The 16,101-nt window shown below is 72.5% G+C and carries 14 protein-coding genes; 9 read left to right on the top strand and 5 right to left on the bottom strand.

Annotation, left to right across the window (positions count from 1 at the left end):
- The first annotated feature begins 120 nt into the window (after nt 1-120).
- Both M6G08_RS21900 and rmdA read left to right on the top strand, forming a co-directional pair.
- Nucleotides 121-933 carry an SAM-dependent methyltransferase gene (locus M6G08_RS21900; RefSeq protein ID WP_272588854.1) on the top strand — a complete coding sequence of 271 codons (813 nt, stop codon included), beginning with the start codon at nt 121-123 and terminating at the stop codon, nt 931-933.
- Entirely contained in the window at nt 930-3,074 is a 2,145-nt protein-coding gene (gene rmdA / locus M6G08_RS21905; protein ID WP_272588855.1) for a cyclic Di-GMP phosphodiesterase RmdA, read from the top strand. The genes M6G08_RS21900 and rmdA overlap by 4 nt, the downstream gene beginning before the upstream one ends.
- 69 nt (nt 3,075-3,143) lie before the next feature.
- Here rmdA and M6G08_RS21910 read toward each other — a convergent pair whose 3' ends face one another.
- A complete protein-coding gene (locus M6G08_RS21910; RefSeq protein ID WP_272588856.1) occupies nt 3,144-4,445 on the bottom strand; it encodes a hypothetical protein in 1,302 nt (433 codons plus the stop codon).
- Nucleotides 4,446-4,469: 24 nt separating this feature from the next.
- Nucleotides 4,470-5,354, bottom strand: a complete 885-nt coding sequence (locus M6G08_RS21915) for a LysR family transcriptional regulator (protein ID WP_272588857.1) — start codon at nt 5,352-5,354, stop codon at nt 4,470-4,472.
- Nucleotides 5,355-5,486: 132 nt separating this feature from the next.
- Between M6G08_RS21915 and M6G08_RS21920 the strand changes: the two genes are divergently transcribed.
- The 6 genes from M6G08_RS21920 (at nt 5,487) to M6G08_RS21945 (ending at nt 11,653) form a co-directional block, all read left to right on the top strand.
- The gene (locus tag M6G08_RS21920) at nt 5,487-6,158 is read left to right on the top strand and encodes a succinate dehydrogenase (protein ID WP_272591403.1); all 672 of its coding nucleotides are present in this window, start codon (nt 5,487-5,489) and stop codon (nt 6,156-6,158) included.
- Between the two features lies 1 nt (nt 6,159).
- Nucleotides 6,160-8,109, top strand: coding sequence for a fumarate reductase/succinate dehydrogenase flavoprotein subunit (locus M6G08_RS21925; RefSeq protein ID WP_272588858.1), 1,950 nt, complete (start codon nt 6,160-6,162; stop codon nt 8,107-8,109).
- Nucleotides 8,106-8,852, top strand: coding sequence for a succinate dehydrogenase/fumarate reductase iron-sulfur subunit (locus M6G08_RS21930; protein ID WP_272588859.1), 747 nt, complete (start codon nt 8,106-8,108; stop codon nt 8,850-8,852). Before M6G08_RS21925 ends, M6G08_RS21930 begins: the two co-directional genes overlap by 4 nt.
- A 204-nt stretch (nt 8,853-9,056) precedes the next feature.
- Entirely contained in the window at nt 9,057-9,830 is a 774-nt protein-coding gene (locus M6G08_RS21935) for a GNAT family N-acetyltransferase (protein WP_272588860.1), read from the top strand.
- Nucleotides 9,830-10,648, top strand: a complete 819-nt coding sequence (locus M6G08_RS21940) for a lysophospholipid acyltransferase family protein (RefSeq protein WP_272588861.1) — start codon at nt 9,830-9,832, stop codon at nt 10,646-10,648. Before M6G08_RS21935 ends, M6G08_RS21940 begins: the two co-directional genes overlap by 1 nt.
- A gap of 72 nt (nt 10,649-10,720) precedes the next feature.
- Nucleotides 10,721-11,653, top strand: a complete 933-nt coding sequence (locus tag M6G08_RS21945; RefSeq protein ID WP_272588862.1) for a PRC and DUF2382 domain-containing protein — start codon at nt 10,721-10,723, stop codon at nt 11,651-11,653.
- Between the two features lie 43 nt (nt 11,654-11,696).
- Here the strand turns inward: M6G08_RS21945 and M6G08_RS21950 are convergent, their stop codons facing one another.
- Together M6G08_RS21950 and M6G08_RS21955 are read right to left on the bottom strand one after the other, a co-directional pair.
- Nucleotides 11,697-14,042, bottom strand: coding sequence for an ATP-binding cassette domain-containing protein (locus tag M6G08_RS21950; RefSeq protein WP_272588863.1), 2,346 nt, complete (start codon nt 14,040-14,042; stop codon nt 11,697-11,699).
- Between the two features lie 64 nt (nt 14,043-14,106).
- The gene (locus tag M6G08_RS21955; protein WP_272588864.1) at nt 14,107-15,126 is read right to left on the bottom strand and encodes an LLM class flavin-dependent oxidoreductase; all 1,020 of its coding nucleotides are present in this window, start codon (nt 15,124-15,126) and stop codon (nt 14,107-14,109) included.
- Nucleotides 15,127-15,185: 59 nt separating this feature from the next.
- On the opposite strand from M6G08_RS21955, the gene M6G08_RS21960 reads away from it, so the two are divergent.
- Nucleotides 15,186-15,677: a phosphatase domain-containing protein gene (locus M6G08_RS21960; RefSeq protein WP_272588865.1), complete on the top strand. Its 492-nt coding sequence runs from the start codon at nt 15,186-15,188 to the stop codon at nt 15,675-15,677.
- A 29-nt stretch (nt 15,678-15,706) separates the two neighbouring features.
- On the opposite strand, the gene M6G08_RS21965 is transcribed toward M6G08_RS21960, so the two are convergent.
- On the bottom strand, nt 15,707-15,922 hold the full coding sequence (locus M6G08_RS21965; protein ID WP_272588866.1) for a dodecin: 216 nt from the start codon (nt 15,920-15,922) through the stop codon (nt 15,707-15,709).
- Nucleotides 15,923-16,101: the final 179 nt, after the last annotated feature.

The raw sequence follows: 16,101 nt of genomic DNA on the forward strand, positions 1-16,101 counted from the left end.
GGCACGTGCCGCGGGCAGTGACCGGGAACGGACGGTCAATTTCCGGTTGGACTCGCCCGTTTGGCGGGCGATCAGTAGCCTCTGCTCGAACACCGGATCGCCTATGCCTTGGAGAGCTAGATGGAGCGTCCCGCCTGGGCCCCCCGCAGCATCGACATTTCGGTGCCCAGCGTGTCCCGGATCTACGACTTCTACCTGGGCGGTTCGCACAACTTCGAGGTGGACCGGGAAGCGGCCCGCAAGGCCATGGAGTTCATGCCGGGACTCCCCAAGACCATGCAGGCGAACCGGGCGTTCATGCGCCGCGCGGTGCGCTTCGCGGCCGCGGAGGGCATCGACCAGTTCCTGGACATCGGCTCCGGCATCCCCACCTTCGGCAACGTCCACGAGGTGGCCGCGCGCAGCCGCCCCGGCTCCCGCGTCGTCTACGTCGACCACGACCCGGTGGCGGTCGCGCACAGCGAGGCGGTCCTGGCGGGCAACGACGACGCGGGCGTCGTGGCCGCCGACCTCCTCAAGCCCCGGGAGATCCTCGCCAGTCCCCAGGTGGAGCGGCTGATCGACCTGAATCGGCCGGTGGCCCTGCTGCTGGTTGCCATACTGCACTTCGTGGAAGACGCGGACGACCCCTACGGTGCGGTGGCCGAGTTGAGCGACGCGCTCGCGCCGGGCAGCATGCTCGTCCTCACGCATGCCTCGTTCGAGGGGATTCCGCTGCCCGCGGAGCGGGCCGGGGGCGCGGTGGACGTGTACAAGGACATCCGCAACCCGCTGATCATGCGCTCGCGCGACGAGATCGCGCGGTTCTTCGAGGGGTACGACATGGTGGAACCCGGACTTGTGCCGATGCCGCGCTGGCGGCCGGAGGGGGCGCCGGAGGACGAGGACCCGTACGCCTTCTCCGGGTTCGCCGGCGTGGGGCGTACGGCGTGACGGCACAGCCGGGCGGGCCGGAGGACAGACTGCGCCGGTTCGCGACCATCTGGAGCCGGGCGGTCTTCCCGGTGACCTCGACGTCGTCGACCCGGCCCGAGTTCGAGGAACAGCTGCTGCCGCTGGCCCGCAGGCTGTGCGGGGTGCTGCGGGCCCGGAGCTTCGACGCCGACGAGGCCCGGGCGGTCGGCGTGGCGCTCGTCGACGCGCACTGCACCGACCCCGAGGCGCTCACCCGGACCCTGGACTGCGTGGACGCCTACCTGGTGCTCTACTGCGGCGAGGACGGCGACCCCGAGCACCTGCGGGCCCGTTCGGCCCGGCTCCAGCACGCCATGGCGGCCGGGTTCGCCGGGGCCCTGCGGGCCAGGACCCTGGCCGAACAGGAGGCGATCGCACAGGCCGCCCTGAAGGCCCAGGGCGTGGTCGCCGAGGCCCTGCACGCCAGCGAGGCCCGCTTCCGCGCCGTCTTCGAGGGCGCCGCCATAGGCATCGGCATCGCCGACCTGAACGGCAACGTCCTCCAGGTCAACGGCGCGCTGATGCGCATGTTCGGCATCACCGACCGCACGATGGGCGGCCGCAAGGTCTGCGAGTGGTCGCACCCCGACGACGCGCCCCAGACCTGGCGGCTCTACGACGAGCTGGTGCGCGGCGAGCGCGAGCACTACCACGTGGAGAAGGCCTTCTACCGGCCCGACGGCACCGTCCTGTGGACCAACCTCACCGTCTCCCTCCTGCGCGACGCCGACGGCACCCCGCAGTACCAGCTCGCGCTGATGGAGGACACCACCGAGCGCCGGCTGCTCAACCTCCGGCTGCGCTACGAGGCCACGCACGACGCGCTGACCGGCCTGCCCAACCGCAGCTTCTTCTTCGAACGCCTGGAGAAGGCCCTGAACGCGGGCCCCGGACAGCGCTTCGGCCTGTGCTACCTCGACCTCGACGGCTTCAAGACCGTCAACGACAGTCTCGGCCACGCGGCCGGCGACCGTCTCCTCGTCGAGGTGGCCGACCGGCTGCAGGCCTGCGCCACGGCGCCCGGCGAGATGGTCGCCCGGCTCGGCGGCGACGAGTTCGTGGCGCTGACCACCGGGCCCGACACCCCGCACGAGGTCGACGAGCTCGCCGGGCGCATCATGAACGCGCTGCTCGCCCCGATCAGCGTCGACGGCCGCGAATTGACCGTGCGCGGCAGCATCGGCGTCGTCGAGGGCCCGGCGGGCGAGCGCAGCCCGGCAGAGGTGCTGCGCAGCGCCGACATCACCATGTACCGGGCCAAGTCGGCGGGCGGCAACCGCTTCGAGCTGGCCGACCCGGAGGCCGACGCCCGGGTCATCACCCGGCACGGTCTGACGACCGCGCTGCCCGCGGCCCTGGAGCGCGGCGAGTTCTTCATCGAGTACCAGCCGCTGGTCCACCTCGGCGACGGCAGCGTGCACGGGGCCGAGGCACTGGTGCGCTGGCTGCACCCGCAGCACGGCGTCCTCGGCCCGGACCGCTTCATCCCGCTCGCCGAGCACACCGGGCTGATCGTGCCGCTGGGCCGCTGGGTCCTGGAGCAGTCCGTCCGGCAGGCCCGCGCCTGGCGGGAACGGTACGGCGTGACGGCCTCCGCCGGTCCGCTGCGCATCAACGTCAACCTCTCGCCCTGCCAGCTCACCCACCCCGGCCTGGTCCAGGACACCGTCGACATCCTGGAGCGCGCCGGCGTCACCCCGGACGCGCTCTGCCTGGAGGTGACGGAGTCGGCCCTCATCGGCGCCGACGACGACCTCCTCAAGCCGCTGCGCCGGCTGGCCGAGCTGGGGGTGGACATCGCCCTGGACGACTTCGGCACCGGTTACTCCAACCTCGCCAACCTGCGCCGGCTCCCGGTGAGCGTCCTCAAGCTGGACCGCTCCTTCACCCAGAGCATGCAGCGGTTCCCTGCCGACCCCGTCGACCTCAAGATCGTCGAGGGCATCGTCGCCCTGGCCCACAGCCTCGACCTCAAGGTCACCGTGGAGGGCGTGGAGACCGGCGCCCAGGCCGAACAACTCCGCATACTCGGCTGCGACACGGCCCAGGGCTGGTACTACGCCCGCCCGGGGCCACCGGAGCGGCTGCACGAACTGGCACTGGTGGACGCCACGGGCTGAGCCGGGCCGCCCTCCGGCCGGGACGACGCACCGCCCCGGCCGCCTGGACCGTTCGGACCGGTCGTCCGATCAGCTCGGCGGGTCGAGCGAGAAGACGACCCGCTTGCCGGTGGTGTAGTCCGCACGCTCGTTGATGCCCCACAGGCGGCCCGCCACCGGGGACCACGACAGGTTCTGCGTCAACGGCGGTGCGTACGTGAGCACATGGGGCTCGCCGCCCGGCCGGGCCCAGTGGATGCAGTACGGAACGTTCGGGTCGCTGCCCCCGGCGTACTCGGGGCACTCACCGCTGAAGTAGTAGTGCTCGCCGTCGAAGGCCGCGCCCTGCACCCTCCAGACCGGTACGCGGAAGGCCGATTCCGCCCGCACGGTCCCCGTGCTGTTGGACGCCGTGTCCGTCTCCAGCAGCCCGTTGCCGGACAGCGGCCAGCGGACCACGGGCCGCCCGCCGCGCGCGTGGAACTCCGAGGTGATCAGCCCGTCCCCGCCGGTCCGGTCCAGGCTCAGCGAGGTCAGGCAAGGCGCGCTGTCCGTGCAGGCGGCGCCGGGAGAGCCGTTGTGATACAGGCCGATCATGGGCAGGGCGTAATTGTGGTACCGCGCCGAGGACTTGCCGTCGTGGACGCCGACGGCGGCGGAGCCGTTGTCACTCATCTTCCACAGGTGCCGCAGGTCGTAGACCTGAATCTGATGGCCGGTCGCCAGGAACAGCTTGTTGCCGTACCAGGAGATGCCGTCCGCGTGCGCACCGGGCTTGGGTGACCGGGTGGAGGCGGGGTCGCCCACCGCGCGGAAGTCGGCCGAGGCGCCGCTGCCGTAAGGGTCTACCAGGAGCACGTGATTGTAAGTGGTGGGCTGCCCCGGGGAGTTGTCCACCACGGTGATGCGAGCGAACTCGTTGTCCGTGTAGTGCCAGGAGGCGATGTACACGTACTTGCCGAGCCAGGTGCCGCCGGGTGCGGCGTCGTGCGAGCCGGTCAGGCCCTGGGGGACCCACTCGCGGGAGGTGTCGTCGGCGTTGTTCCAGCAGAACCCGTCGACGGAGTAGGCCGGGTCGAGATCGGTCGCGTGGCACAGGCCACGGCTGCCGGTGTGGCCGCGTCCGTCGAGCAAAGGTCCGAGGGCGTCTTCGGCGGGATCGAAGTAGCTGGTGACCTCGCCGCCGGCCTCGATGTCGGCTATGGCGTCCCACCGGCTCTGGAAGTCGTCGGCGGTCAGCTTCATCGCGGACGCGTCCATCGGTGTCAGGGGGGTGGCGGCCGCCGCCGGCCCGGGCGCCGCGACCAGGAGCGCCAAGGCCCCCAGTGCCGACGCGGCGGCGGCGACCGCCCTGCCGGGCCAAGTCCGGTTCAGTGAGGAGAGTTCGCGCATCGCGTGATCATATGGTCATGGCGATCACCGCTCGAGCAGCATCCGCTGCAACTCCCGCGCCGCCCGAGGAGGAGCCACATCACTGCGGTGTGCCAGCGCGATCGTCCGGTGCAACCCCGGCCGGGCCAGCGGGGTGACCCGCAGACCGCGCCCCGACCGCGCCGCCACCATCCGGGGCACCACCGCCATCCCCAGCCCCGCCCGCACGAACTCCAGCACCGCGTCCATCTCGCCGCCCTCCACGGCGAAGTCCGGCTCGAAGCCCTCCGCGCGGCACGCGGCGACCGTCAGTTCCCGCAGGTCGTAGCCGTGCCGGAACATCACCAGGCGCTCGCCCTCCAGGTCGGCGATGCGTACGGCGCGCCGGCCGCCGCCCGGCCGGGGCGCCTCCGGCGACGACACCACCACCAGGTCCTCCCGCAGCAGCTCGACCGTCGTCAGCGCCGGCGACGGGGTGGGCAGCGGAAGCACCACCAGCGCCAGGTCCAGCGCGCCCCGCGCCAGCTCCCGCACCAGGTCGTGCGAGCCGCCCTCCTCGATCATGAGCCGCACGCCGGGGTACCGGTCGTGGAAGGCACGCAGCACGTCCGGCAGCAGCCCGGTGCACAGGCTCGGCGTCGCGCCCAGCCGCACCCGCCCGCGCCGCAGCCGCACCAGCTCCAGCACCTCGTGCCGGGCGGTGTCCGCGTCGGCGAGGATGCGCCGGGCCAGCGGGAGCAGCGCCTCGCCGGCGTCGGTGAGCGTGATGTTGCCCCGCGCGCGCTGGAACAGGTCGGCGCCCAGCTCCCGCTCCAGCGCCCTGATCTGCTGCGACAGCGAGGGCTGCGCCACGTGGACCGTCTCCGCGGCCCGGGTGAAGTGCCGGGTCTCGGCGACCGCGACGAAGTACTGGAGCTGCTGAAACTGCATGAGACCCACCCTACGCCCACGATAGCCACAGCCTATGGAAACGAGGCAGACCATGTCTTGGACCGATGCCGCTCCGCCCACGTAGCGTCTTGTGGCATGGCTCTGGCAACGCGGACGGACCGACGGCCGTCCATGGCGCGCACCGTGTGGGACTCGACCGTCGGCAAGAAGACGGTGATGGCGGTCAGCGGACTCGTCATGCTGCTCTACCTGGTCGCCCACATGATCGGGAACCTGAAGATCTTCTTCGGAACGACCGAGTTCAACGAGTACGCCCACTGGCTGCGCACGGTCGGCGAGCCGTTCATGCACTACGAGTGGACGCTCTGGCTGATCCGCGTGGTGCTCGTGGTCGCCGTCGTCGCCCACGCCGTCTCCGCGTACCAGCTCAGCCGCCGCGACATCAAGGCGCGGCCCAGCAGTTACGTGCACAAGAGGAAGCGGGCCAGTTACGCGACGCGCACCATGCGGTGGGGCGGGATCATCCTCGGCCTGTTCATCGTCTGGCACATCCTCGACCTGACCACCGGCACCGTGCACTCCGGCGGCTTCGAGACGGGCAAGCCCTACCAGAACGTCGTGGACACCTTCTCCACCTGGTACGGCAACGTCATCTACCTCGTCGCGATGCTCGCCCTCGGCCTGCACATCCGCCACGGCTTCTGGTCCGCCGCCCAGACCCTCGGCGCCGGCAGCCGCACCCGCGACCGTGCCCTGAAGACCGTCGCAGGCGTCCTCGCGCTGCTGCTCACGGTGGGCTTCATCGCCGTACCCGTGGGCGTCATGACCGGAGTGGTGAGCTGACATGACAACCTACGCCGACTACACGACCGGTGCGCCGGTCGCCGACACCAAGGCCCCCGCCGGGCCCGTCGGCGAGCGCTGGGACACCCGCCGCTTCGAGGCGAAACTGGTCAACCCCGCCAACCGGCGCAAGCAGACCGTCATCGTCGTCGGCACCGGCCTCGCGGGCGGCTCGGCCGGCGCGACCCTCGCCGAACAGGGCTACCGCGTCGTCCAGTTCTGCTACCAGGACTCCCCGCGCCGGGCCCACTCCATCGCCGCGCAGGGCGGCATCAACGCCGCGAAGAACTACCGCAACGACGGCGACTCGATCCACCGCCTGTTCTACGACACCGTCAAGGGCGGCGACTTCCGCTCCCGTGAGTCCAACGTGCACCGGCTCGCGCAGATCTCCGTAGAGATCATCGACCAGTGCGTGGCGCAGGGCGTGCCCTTCGCCCGCGAGTACGGCGGCCTGCTCGACACCCGCTCCTTCGGCGGCGTCCAGGTCTCCCGTACCTTCTACGCCCGCGGCCAGACGGGCCAGCAGCTGCTGCTCGGCGCCTACCAGGCGCTCAGCAGGCAGATCGCGGCCGGCAACATCGAGATGCACCCGCGCACCGAGATGCTCGACCTGATCGTCGTCGACGGGCGGGCGCGCGGCATCGTCGCCCGGGACCTGATCACCGGCAAGATCGACACGTACTTCGCGGACGCGGTGGTCCTGGCGAGCGGTGGCTACGGCAACGTCTTCTACCTCTCCACCAACGCCATGAACTCCAACGCCACCGCCGTGTGGCGGGCGCACCGGCGCGGTGCCTACTTCGCCAACCCCTGCTTCACGCAGATCCACCCGACCTGCATCCCGCGCACCGGCGACCACCAGTCCAAGCTGACGCTGATGAGCGAGTCGCTGCGCAACGACGGCCGGATCTGGGTGCCCAAGGCCAAGGGCGACGACCGCCCGGCGAACAAGATCCCCGAGGACGAGCGCGACTACTACCTGGAGCGCGTCTACCCGTCCTTCGGCAACCTGGTCCCGCGTGACATCGCCTCCCGCGCCGCGAAGAACGTCTGCGACGAGGGCAGGGGAGTAGGCCCCGGCGGCCAGGGTGTCTACCTCGACTTCGCCGACGCCATCGAGCGGATGGGCCGCAAGGCGGTCGAGGCCAAGTACGGCAACCTCTTCGACATGTACCAGCGGATCACCGACGAGGACCCGTACCGGGTGCCGATGCGGATCTACCCCGCCGTGCACTACACGATGGGCGGGCTGTGGGTCGACTACGACCTCCAGACCACCGTCCCGGGCCTGTTCGCCATCGGTGAGGCCAACTTCTCCGACCACGGCGCCAACCGGCTCGGCGCCTCCGCCCTGATGCAGGGCCTGGCCGACGGCTACTTCGTCCTGCCCGCCACGATCAACGACTACCTCGCCCGCAACCCGCACAAGGACGAGGTCGACGACGGCCACCCCGCCGTGCAGGAGGTGCTGGCCGAGACCGAGGACCGGCTGGGCCTGCTCCTCTCCGTCGACGGCGACCGCACCCCGGACTCCTTCCACCGCGAACTCGGCGAGCTGATGTGGGAGTTCTGCGGCATGGCCCGCACCGACTCCGGGCTGCGCAAGGCCCTGGAGCGCATCCCGCAGATCCGCGAGGAGTTCTGGCGGCGGATCAAGGTCCCGGGCACCGGCGAGGAGTTCAACCAGTCGCTGGAGAAGGCCAACCGCATCGTCGACTACCTGGAGCTCGCCGAGCTGATGTGCCTGGACGCGCTGCACCGCGCCGAGTCCTGCGGCGGCCACTTCCGCGAGGAGTCGCAGACCCCGGACGGCGAGGCGGCCCGCAAGGACGACGAGTTCGGCTACGCGGCGGCCTGGGAGTTCACCGGCACCGGCGAGGCCCCCACCCTGCACAAGGAAGACCTGGTCTTCGAGTACGTCCACCCCACCCAGCGGAGCTACGCATGAAGCTCACCCTGCGCGTCTGGCGGCAGCAGAACGCCGACGCCGAAGGCGCCATGTCCACGTACGAGGTGGACGGGATCTCGCCCGACATGTCCTTCCTGGAGATGCTCGACACCCTCAACGAGGAGCTCATCCTCAAGGGCGAGGATCCGGTCGCCTTCGACCACGACTGCCGCGAGGGCATCTGCGGCGCCTGTTCGCTGGTCATCAACGGCGATGCCCACGGGCCCGAGCGCACCACCACCTGCCAGCTGCACATGCGGTCCTTCGAGGACGGCGACACCATCGACGTCGAGCCGTGGCGGGCCGCCGCCTTCCCGGTCGTCAAGGACCTGGTCGTCGACCGCTCGGCCTTCGACCGGATCATCCAGGCCGGCGGCTACATCACCGCGCCGACCGGTGCGGCCCCCGAGGCCCACGCCGCGCCGGTGCCGAAGCCGGACGCGGACTTCGCCTTCGAGCACGCCGAGTGCATCGGCTGCGGCGCGTGCGTCGCCGCCTGCCCGAACGGCGCGGCGATGCTCTTCACGTCCGCGAAGGTCAACCACCTGAACGTGCTGCCCCAGGGGGCGCCCGAGCGGGAGACGCGGGTGCTGGACATGGTGGCGCAGATGGACGACGAGGGCTTCGGCGGGTGCACGCTGGCCGGCGAGTGCGCGACGGCTTGCCCGAAGGGCATTGAGCTGGTCTCCATCACCAGCATGAACAAGGAGTGGCTGCGGGCCACCCGCAAGGTGGCCAGGTAGCCCCACGGACGTTCGCCGGAAGGTGCGGACGGGCGGGGCCGGGAGAGGTGCTCATCCCGGCCCCGTCTCGCATGCGCCCCCGGCATTCAGCAAGCGCACACCCGCTCTCCCGGCACTGGTCACGCGCAGTACAGCCGGCGTCGGAAGAACTGTGGCGGACCGCCCCGCGTCCAGTGGACCCGCCCCGTGACCAGGAGAGCACCCATGACCGGCGTACTGACCGCAGACCGCCCCCCGAAGCCCGCCGCGCCCCACCGCTACACCGTCAGCCTCGCCCGGGACGAGGAGGACGTGCGGGCCGCGCAGCGGCTGCGGCACGACGTCTTCGCCGGGGAGATGGGCGCCCTGCTGGCGAGCCCGCAGCCCGGACACGACGTCGACCCCTTCGACGCGTACTGCGACCACCTGCTGGTGCGCGAGGAGACGACCGGGCAGGTCGTCGGCACCTACCGGCTGCTGCCGCCCGAGCGCGCCGCCGTCGCCGGACGGCTCTACGCGGAGAGTGAGTTCGACCTCACCGCGCTGGACGCCATCCGGCCCGGCCTGGTCGAGGTCGGCCGCTCCTGCGTGCACCCCGGCCACCGCGACGGCGCCGTCGTCGGGCTCATCTGGGCCGGCATAGCCCGCTACATGACCGAGCGGGGCCACGAGTGGCTGGCCGGCTGCTGCTCCGTCCCGCTCGCCGACGGCGGCGCCCTCGCGGCCGGTACCTGGAACCGGGTGCGGGCCAAGCACCTGGCGCCCGAGGAGTACCGGGTGCGGCCGCTGCTCCCCTGGGTCCCGCGCGCCTCGGCGGCGCCGGCCGGCCGCACCGAACTCCCGGCGCTGCTGCGTGGCTACCTCCGCCTAGGAGCCTGGGTCTGCGGCGAGCCCGCGCACGACGTGGACTTCGGCGTGGCCGACCTGTACGTGCTGCTGCCGATGAACCGGGTCGACCCGCGCTATCTGCGGCACTTCCTCTCGCTCGTCCCGGCCTGATGAGCGCCTGGCTGCCCACCGCGCCCTGCACCCCGGGGACGTGCGTGGGGCCGCGCCCGGCCGCGCGGGCCCTGCCGCGCGCCGTACTGCGGCTCACGGCGGTCGCCGTGCTGCTCCTCGCCGGCGTCGCGGTCGTCCTCACGCCGCTGCGCACCCGAGTCCCCGCCGTCCTGGTGCGGCGCTGGTGCCGCTGGACCGTGCGGGCCGCCGGTGTCCGGGTGCGCGTCACGGGCGCCGCCCCGCCCGAGGGCGGGCTGCTCCTCGTCGCCAACCACGTCTCCTGGCTCGACATCCCGCTCCTCGCCGCGGTGCGGCCCGCCCGGATGCTGGCCAAGAGCGAGGTGCGGCGCTGGCCGGTGGCGGGCCCGCTGGCCGCGCGGGCCGGCGTGCTCTTCCTGGAACGGGACCGGCTGCGGGCCCTGCCCGGCACGGTCGCCGCGGTCGCGCGGGCACTGCGCACGGGCGCCGCGGTCGCCGTCTTCCCCGAGGGCAGCACCTGGTGCGGACGCGCCCGCGGGCGTTTCAGCCGGGCCGTCTTCCAGGCCGCCCTGGACGCGGAGGTGCCGGTCCAGCCGGTGCGCATCCGCTACTGGAGCGGGGAGCGGGCGGTGGGTACGGCCGCCGCGTTCGTGGGCGAGGACACCCTGCTCGCCTCCCTGTGGCGGGTGGCGTCGGTACGGGGACTGACCGCCGAGGTCGAGGTGCGCCCCGTGCTCCCGCCCGGCCGCCACCACGACCGCCGCACCCTGGCCGCTGCCGCCGGGCCGGAGCACGGCCACCCCGGGGAAGCACATTCGAAAAGTATGCGCACTTTGTGACGTATGTGCCGTTTTCGTACGGCTGATGCGGACATCCGGAAGGCAGGCACTCCGGAAGGAGGGTGATGCCAGATGATCACCCGTGAAGAGATCGCCAACGTCCTGGACCATCCGGTCTACGACGGGGACGGCAACAAGATCGGCGACGCCAAGCACGTCTTCTTCGACGACATGACAGGGCGCCCCGAGTGGGTGAGCGTCAAGACGGGGATGTTCGGCTCCAACGAGTCCTTCATCCCCATCCGTGACGCCGCGGTGGTGCAGGACCACCTCGAGGTGCCCTACCTCAAGGACCAGGTCAAGGACGCACCCAACGTCGACGTCGATGCGGGCGGCCATCTGTCCGAGTCGGAGGAGCACCGGCTCTACGACTACTACGGCATCAACTGGGACAGCGTGCTCTCGGAAGCAGAGCGCACCGACGACGGCCGTTTCGCCGCCGGCCCGGGACCGGCGGGCACCGCCGGAGCGGCGGGGGCGGCGGGCACGGCCGGAATGGCGGGCACCGCCGGCACGACGGGCGGCATGGCCGGCCGTGAGGCGGGCACGGACCGCACCGGCATGCGCGACGACGACGCCATGACCCGCTCCGAGGAGCAGATGCACGTCGGCGTCGAGCGGCGGGAGTCCGGCCGGGCCAGGCTGCGCAAGTACGTGGTCACGGAAGAGGTCCAGCAGACCGTTCCGGTCAGCCACGAGGAAGTCCGGGTGGAGCGCGAACCGATCACCGAGGCCAACCGCGGGGACGCGCTGGCCGGACCGGAGATCAGCGAGGCCGAGCACGAGGTCACGCTGCACGAGGAACGCCCCGTCGTGGAGACGGAGACGGTCCCGGTGGAGCGCGTCCGGATGGTCACGGAGGAGCGTACCGAGGACGAGGTCGTCCGAGGCCGCGTGCGCAAGGAGCGGATCGAGGCGGAGACCGAGCGCTTCGACGACGACGCGGCGCGGTTCGACGACGACGCGGCGCGCCTGGACGACAAGAGGAGGCCGGGTCCCGGGTAACCCTCCGCGCCACTCACCGCCGGGCGGGGCGCCGGTGACGGTTCTACCGGCGCCCCGCGCCGCGCAGCGCCTCGGCCAGATACCGCGCCGTGGCGCTCCCGGCCGCCCGTGCCACCTCGGCGGGCGACCCCTCGGCCACGATCCGGCCGCCCGCGTCGCCGCCGCCCGGCCCCAGGTCGATCACGTGGTCGGCGCCCGCCGCCACGGCCATGTCGTGCTCGACGACGACCACCGTGTGCCCGGCGTCCACCAGCCCGTGCAACTGGCGCATCAGCACCTCCACGTCGGCCGGGTGCAGACCGGTCGTCGGCTCGTCGAGGAGGTACAGGGTGTGGCCGCGCCGTCCCCGCTGCAGTTCGCTCGCCAGCTTGATGCGCTGCGCCTCCCCGCCGGACAGCTCGGTCGCCGGCTGACCGAGCCGGAGGTAGCCGAGCCCGACGTCGAGCAGCGCGGCGAGACTGCGGGCCGCCGCGGGCGTGTCCGCGAAGAACTCCGCCGCCTCCTCCACCGTCAGGTCCAGCACGTCGGCGATGTTCCGCCCCCGGTACGCCACTTCGAGCGTCTCCGGGTTGTACCGCGCCCCGCCGCAGTCCGGGCACGGCGCGTACGTGCTCGGCAGGAACAGCAGCTCCACGCTGACGAACCCCTCGCCCTGGCAGGTCTCGCAGCGCCCGCCGGACACGTTGAAGGAGAAGCGGCCGACGCCGTAACCCCGCTCGCGCGCCTCGCCGGTGGCCGCGAAGACCTTGCGCACCACGTCGAACAGGCCCGTGTACGTGGCGAGGTTGGAGCGCGGGGTCCGTCCGATCGGCCGCTGGTCGACCGAGACGAGCCGGCCCACCCCCGGCAGTTCCTCGGTGATCTCGCCGATCAGCGTCGACTTCCCCGAGCCGGACACACCCGTCACCGCGGTGAGCGCGCCCAGCGGGAAGCGGGCGGTCACCTCGCGCAGGTTGTGCCGGCTGACCGGGCCGACCGTCACCGACCCGCGCGGCGCACGCGGCGTACGGGCGGGCGCGGGGGAGCGGTCGAAGAGGTGACGGGCCGTCGCGGACTCGCCGACGCCGGCCAGCCCGTCGACCGGACCGCTGTAGAGCACCCGTCCGCCGTGTTCGCCCGCCCGGGGGCCCACGTCCACGATCCAGTCGGCGCCGCGCATCACGCCGAGATGGTGCTCCACCACGAACACCGAGTTGCCCGCCGCCTTCAGCCGCTCCAGCACCGTCAGCAGCGCCTCGGTGTCCGCCGGATGCAGTCCCGCCGACGGCTCGTCCAGGACGTAGACGACCCCGAACAGCCCCGACCGCAGCTGCGTCGCCAGCCGCAGCCGCTGCAACTCGCCCGCCGACAGCGTGGGCGTCGAGCGGTCCAGGCTCAGATAGCCGAGGCCCAGCTCGACGACGGGCCCGATCCGCGAGGCGAGGTCCTCGGTGAGCACGCGGGCCGTCTCGCCGTCCGTCGGCAGCGCGCCGGCGAGTTCCGTGAGCGGCAGCGCGGCCAGTTCGGCGATGGTGCGCCCGCCCACGGTCACCGCCAGGGCCTCGGGCCGCAGCCGCCCGCCGCCGCAGACCGGGCAGGGCGCACTGGTGAGGAAGCGTTCCGCCTTCGCCCGCAGCGTGGCGCTCTTCGTGTCCGAGAAGGTCTTCATCACGTACCGCCGGGCGCTCGTGTACGTGCCCTGGTACGGTCGCTGGATGCGGCCGGCGTCCCGTACCGGGTGCACGGTGACCACCGGCTGCTCGTCCGTGAACAGGATCCACTCCCGCTGCTCGGCGGGCAGCTCACGCCAGGGCCGGTCCACGTCGTACCCGAGCGCGTCGAGGACGTCCCGCAGGTTCTTGCCCTGCCAGGCGCCCGGCCACGCGGCGATCGCGCCGTCCCGGACCGACAGCGAGGGGTCCGGGACCAGCAGCTCCTCCGTCGTACGGTGCACCCGCCCGAGGCCGTGGCACTCCGGGCACGCCCCGGCCGCCGTGTTCGGCGAGAAGGCGTCCGAGTCGAGCCGCGGCGCGCCCGGCGGGTAGTCGCCGGCCCGGGAGAACAGCATCCGCAGGGAGTTGGAGAGGTTGGTGACCGTGCCGACCGAGGAACGGGACGTCGGTCCCGTGCGGCGCTGCTGGAGCGACACGGCGGGCGGCAGTCCGGTGACCTCGCCCACCTTCGGGGCGCCGACCTGGTGGATCAGCCGGCGGGCATACGGAGCGACCGACTCGAAGTACCGCCGCTGCGCCTCCGCGTACACCGTCCCGAAGGCCAGCGACGACTTCCCGGACCCCGAGACCCCGGTGAACACGGCCACCACGTCCCGGGGGATGTCCACGTCCACGCCCTTGAGGTTGTGCTCACGGGCGCCGCGCACCCGGACGTACGGGTCGTGGGGACTGTGCATCGCGGGAAACTCCGTACGGTCTTCGGCCCGGTCGCTTCCGGGGAGGGGGACAAACCCCGCGATTCTACGCCGACGCGGTGGCCGCCGCCGTGCCGGTGACGCGGGCGAGCCGCCGGTAGGAGTCCAGCAGGGCCTCGCGGTCGTACGTGCTCGTGGTGACCAGCACCTCCTGCGCGCCCGTGTCCCGGAGCAGGGTCTCCAGTTCCTCGGCGACCTGCTCCTCGGTGCCCGCGAGGTGTCCGGCGAGCCCTGACTCGTACAGGTCGCGCTCCTTGGCGGTCATCGTCCGGGCCTCGGCCTCCTCGGCCGGCGGCAGCGGCGGGAAGGAGCCGCGGGTGCGGGCCTGCGCCATGGACCAGGCCTCCGGGACCAGGAGCCGCCGGGCCGCCTCGGCGCTGCCCGCCACGGCGATGGTGCCGGAGACGACGACGTACGGCTCCCCGCCCCACTCGGAGGGACGGAACCCGGCGCGGTAGCGGTCGATGCCGCGCAGCATCCGGTCGCGGTCGCGCAGATCGCCGATGACCATCGGCAGACCGGCCCGGGCGGCCACGGCCGCGCCCTCGCCGATGGCCAGCACGAACGGCGGCACCGTCAGCCCCTCCGCCGGGCGGGCGTGCACCCCGGTCGGGGACGTGCCCCGGAACCAGCCCAGCAGCTCGGCCAGTTGCGCGTCGAAGTCGTCGGCGTCGTCCTTGTCCCGGCCGAGCGCCCTGCGCACGCCGTCGGTGAAGCCCACCGAACGGCCCAGCCCCATGTCGATCCGCCCGGGGAACAGCGACTCCAGCACGCCGAACTGCTCGGCGACGACCAGCGGCCGGTGGTTGGGCAGCATCACGCCGCCGGTGCCGACCCGGACGCGGTGTGTGGCACCGGCGACGGCGGCGGCCAGCACGGTCGGCGCCGAGCCCGCCACACCGGGCACGCCGTGGTGCTCCGCCACCCAGAACCGGTGGTAACCCAGCCGCTCGGCCTCCCGCGCCAGCGCCACGGTGTCGCGCAGCGCCTCGGCGGCCGTGTGTCCCTCGCGGATGCGGGAGCGGTCGAGGACGGAGAAGCGGGTGGAGGCGATCACTGAGCTCACACCGGGTTCAACGCCTGCGCGGCGCCAGGATTCCCGGCAGCGCGTTCTAGGGTGGGCGGGTGACCGACAGCGAGAAACTCCCGGTGGCCGTGTTCGACCTGGACAACACCCTCGCCGACACCGCGCACCGGCAGCGGTTCCTGGAGCGCCGGCCCCGCGACTGGGACGCCTTCTTCGCCGCCGCGCCGCACGACGCGCCGCTCGCCGAGGGCATCGCGCTGGTGCGGGAGAGCGCGGAGGAGTGCGAGATCGTCTATCTGACCGGGCGGCCCGAGCGCTGCCGGCGCGACACGCTCGACTGGCTCGCCGCGCACGGCCTGCCCCGGGGGCCCGTGCACATGCGGGGCAACGCCGACCGGCGGCCGGCCCGGCGCACCAAGCTGGAGATCCTCCGGCGGCTCGCCCGGACCCGCGAGGTCAGGGTCCTGGTGGACGACGACGAACTGGTCTGCGACGACGCCGAACGGGCCGGGTTCACCGTCGTCCGGGCCCGCTGGGCGGCGCGGTCGGCCGAGTTGCGGGTGGCGCAGGAGCGTGAGGGCCGCACCTGAGCGACCGGGCCCCCGGGCCCCCGGTCCGCTCAGTCCGTGTCCTCCAGGCGGAAGCCGAGCTTCAGGCCGACCTGCCAGTGCGCGACGCGCCCTTCCTCGATCTGGCCGCGGACCTGGGTCACCTCGAACCAGTCCAGGTTGCGCAGGGTCTCGGAGGCACGGGTGATGCCGTTGCGGACGGCCTGGTCGACGCCGTCGGGCGAGGTGCCGACGATCTCGGTGACCCGGTAGGTGTGGTTCGACATGCGGGTGCTCCCTTCCGCGGGCGGCGGTGTGCCGTCACTCCACCGTGCCCCAAGCCGGGACGTGGCGCGAGGCGTCGGGAGCCCCGGCGGAGCAACCGGCCGTCACCCCTTGACCTCGGCATTGGTCCATACCAACATGGCTGCCACCCGTTCGAGCTCCGGGCTCGTTCCCCCACGTC

Source organism: Streptomyces sp. M92 (genome assembly GCF_028473745.1).
In the GTDB taxonomy this organism is placed as follows: Bacteria; Actinomycetota; Actinomycetes; order Streptomycetales; family Streptomycetaceae; genus Streptomyces.

Excerpts from the sequence above, each read along its gene's own strand:
- M6G08_RS21900 (WP_272588854.1), top strand. The coding sequence starts at position 121 with ATGGAGCGTCCCGCCTGGGCCCCCCGCAGCATCGACATTTCGGTGCCC.
- M6G08_RS21910 (WP_272588856.1), bottom strand. The coding sequence starts at position 4,445 with ATGCGCGAACTCTCCTCACTGAACCGGACTTGGCCCGGCAGGGCGGTC.
- M6G08_RS21915 (WP_272588857.1), bottom strand. The coding sequence starts at position 5,354 with ATGCAGTTTCAGCAGCTCCAGTACTTCGTCGCGGTCGCCGAGACCCGG.
- M6G08_RS21920 (WP_272591403.1), top strand. The coding sequence starts at position 5,487 with ATGGCGCGCACCGTGTGGGACTCGACCGTCGGCAAGAAGACGGTGATG.
- M6G08_RS21925 (WP_272588858.1), top strand. The coding sequence starts at position 6,160 with ATGACAACCTACGCCGACTACACGACCGGTGCGCCGGTCGCCGACACC.
- M6G08_RS21930 (WP_272588859.1), top strand. The coding sequence starts at position 8,106 with ATGAAGCTCACCCTGCGCGTCTGGCGGCAGCAGAACGCCGACGCCGAA.
- M6G08_RS21935 (WP_272588860.1), top strand. The coding sequence starts at position 9,057 with ATGACCGGCGTACTGACCGCAGACCGCCCCCCGAAGCCCGCCGCGCCC.
- M6G08_RS21940 (WP_272588861.1), top strand. The coding sequence starts at position 9,830 with ATGAGCGCCTGGCTGCCCACCGCGCCCTGCACCCCGGGGACGTGCGTG.
- M6G08_RS21945 (WP_272588862.1), top strand. The coding sequence starts at position 10,721 with ATGATCACCCGTGAAGAGATCGCCAACGTCCTGGACCATCCGGTCTAC.
- M6G08_RS21950 (WP_272588863.1), bottom strand. The coding sequence starts at position 14,042 with ATGCACAGTCCCCACGACCCGTACGTCCGGGTGCGCGGCGCCCGTGAG.
- M6G08_RS21965 (WP_272588866.1), bottom strand. The coding sequence starts at position 15,922 with ATGTCGAACCACACCTACCGGGTCACCGAGATCGTCGGCACCTCGCCC.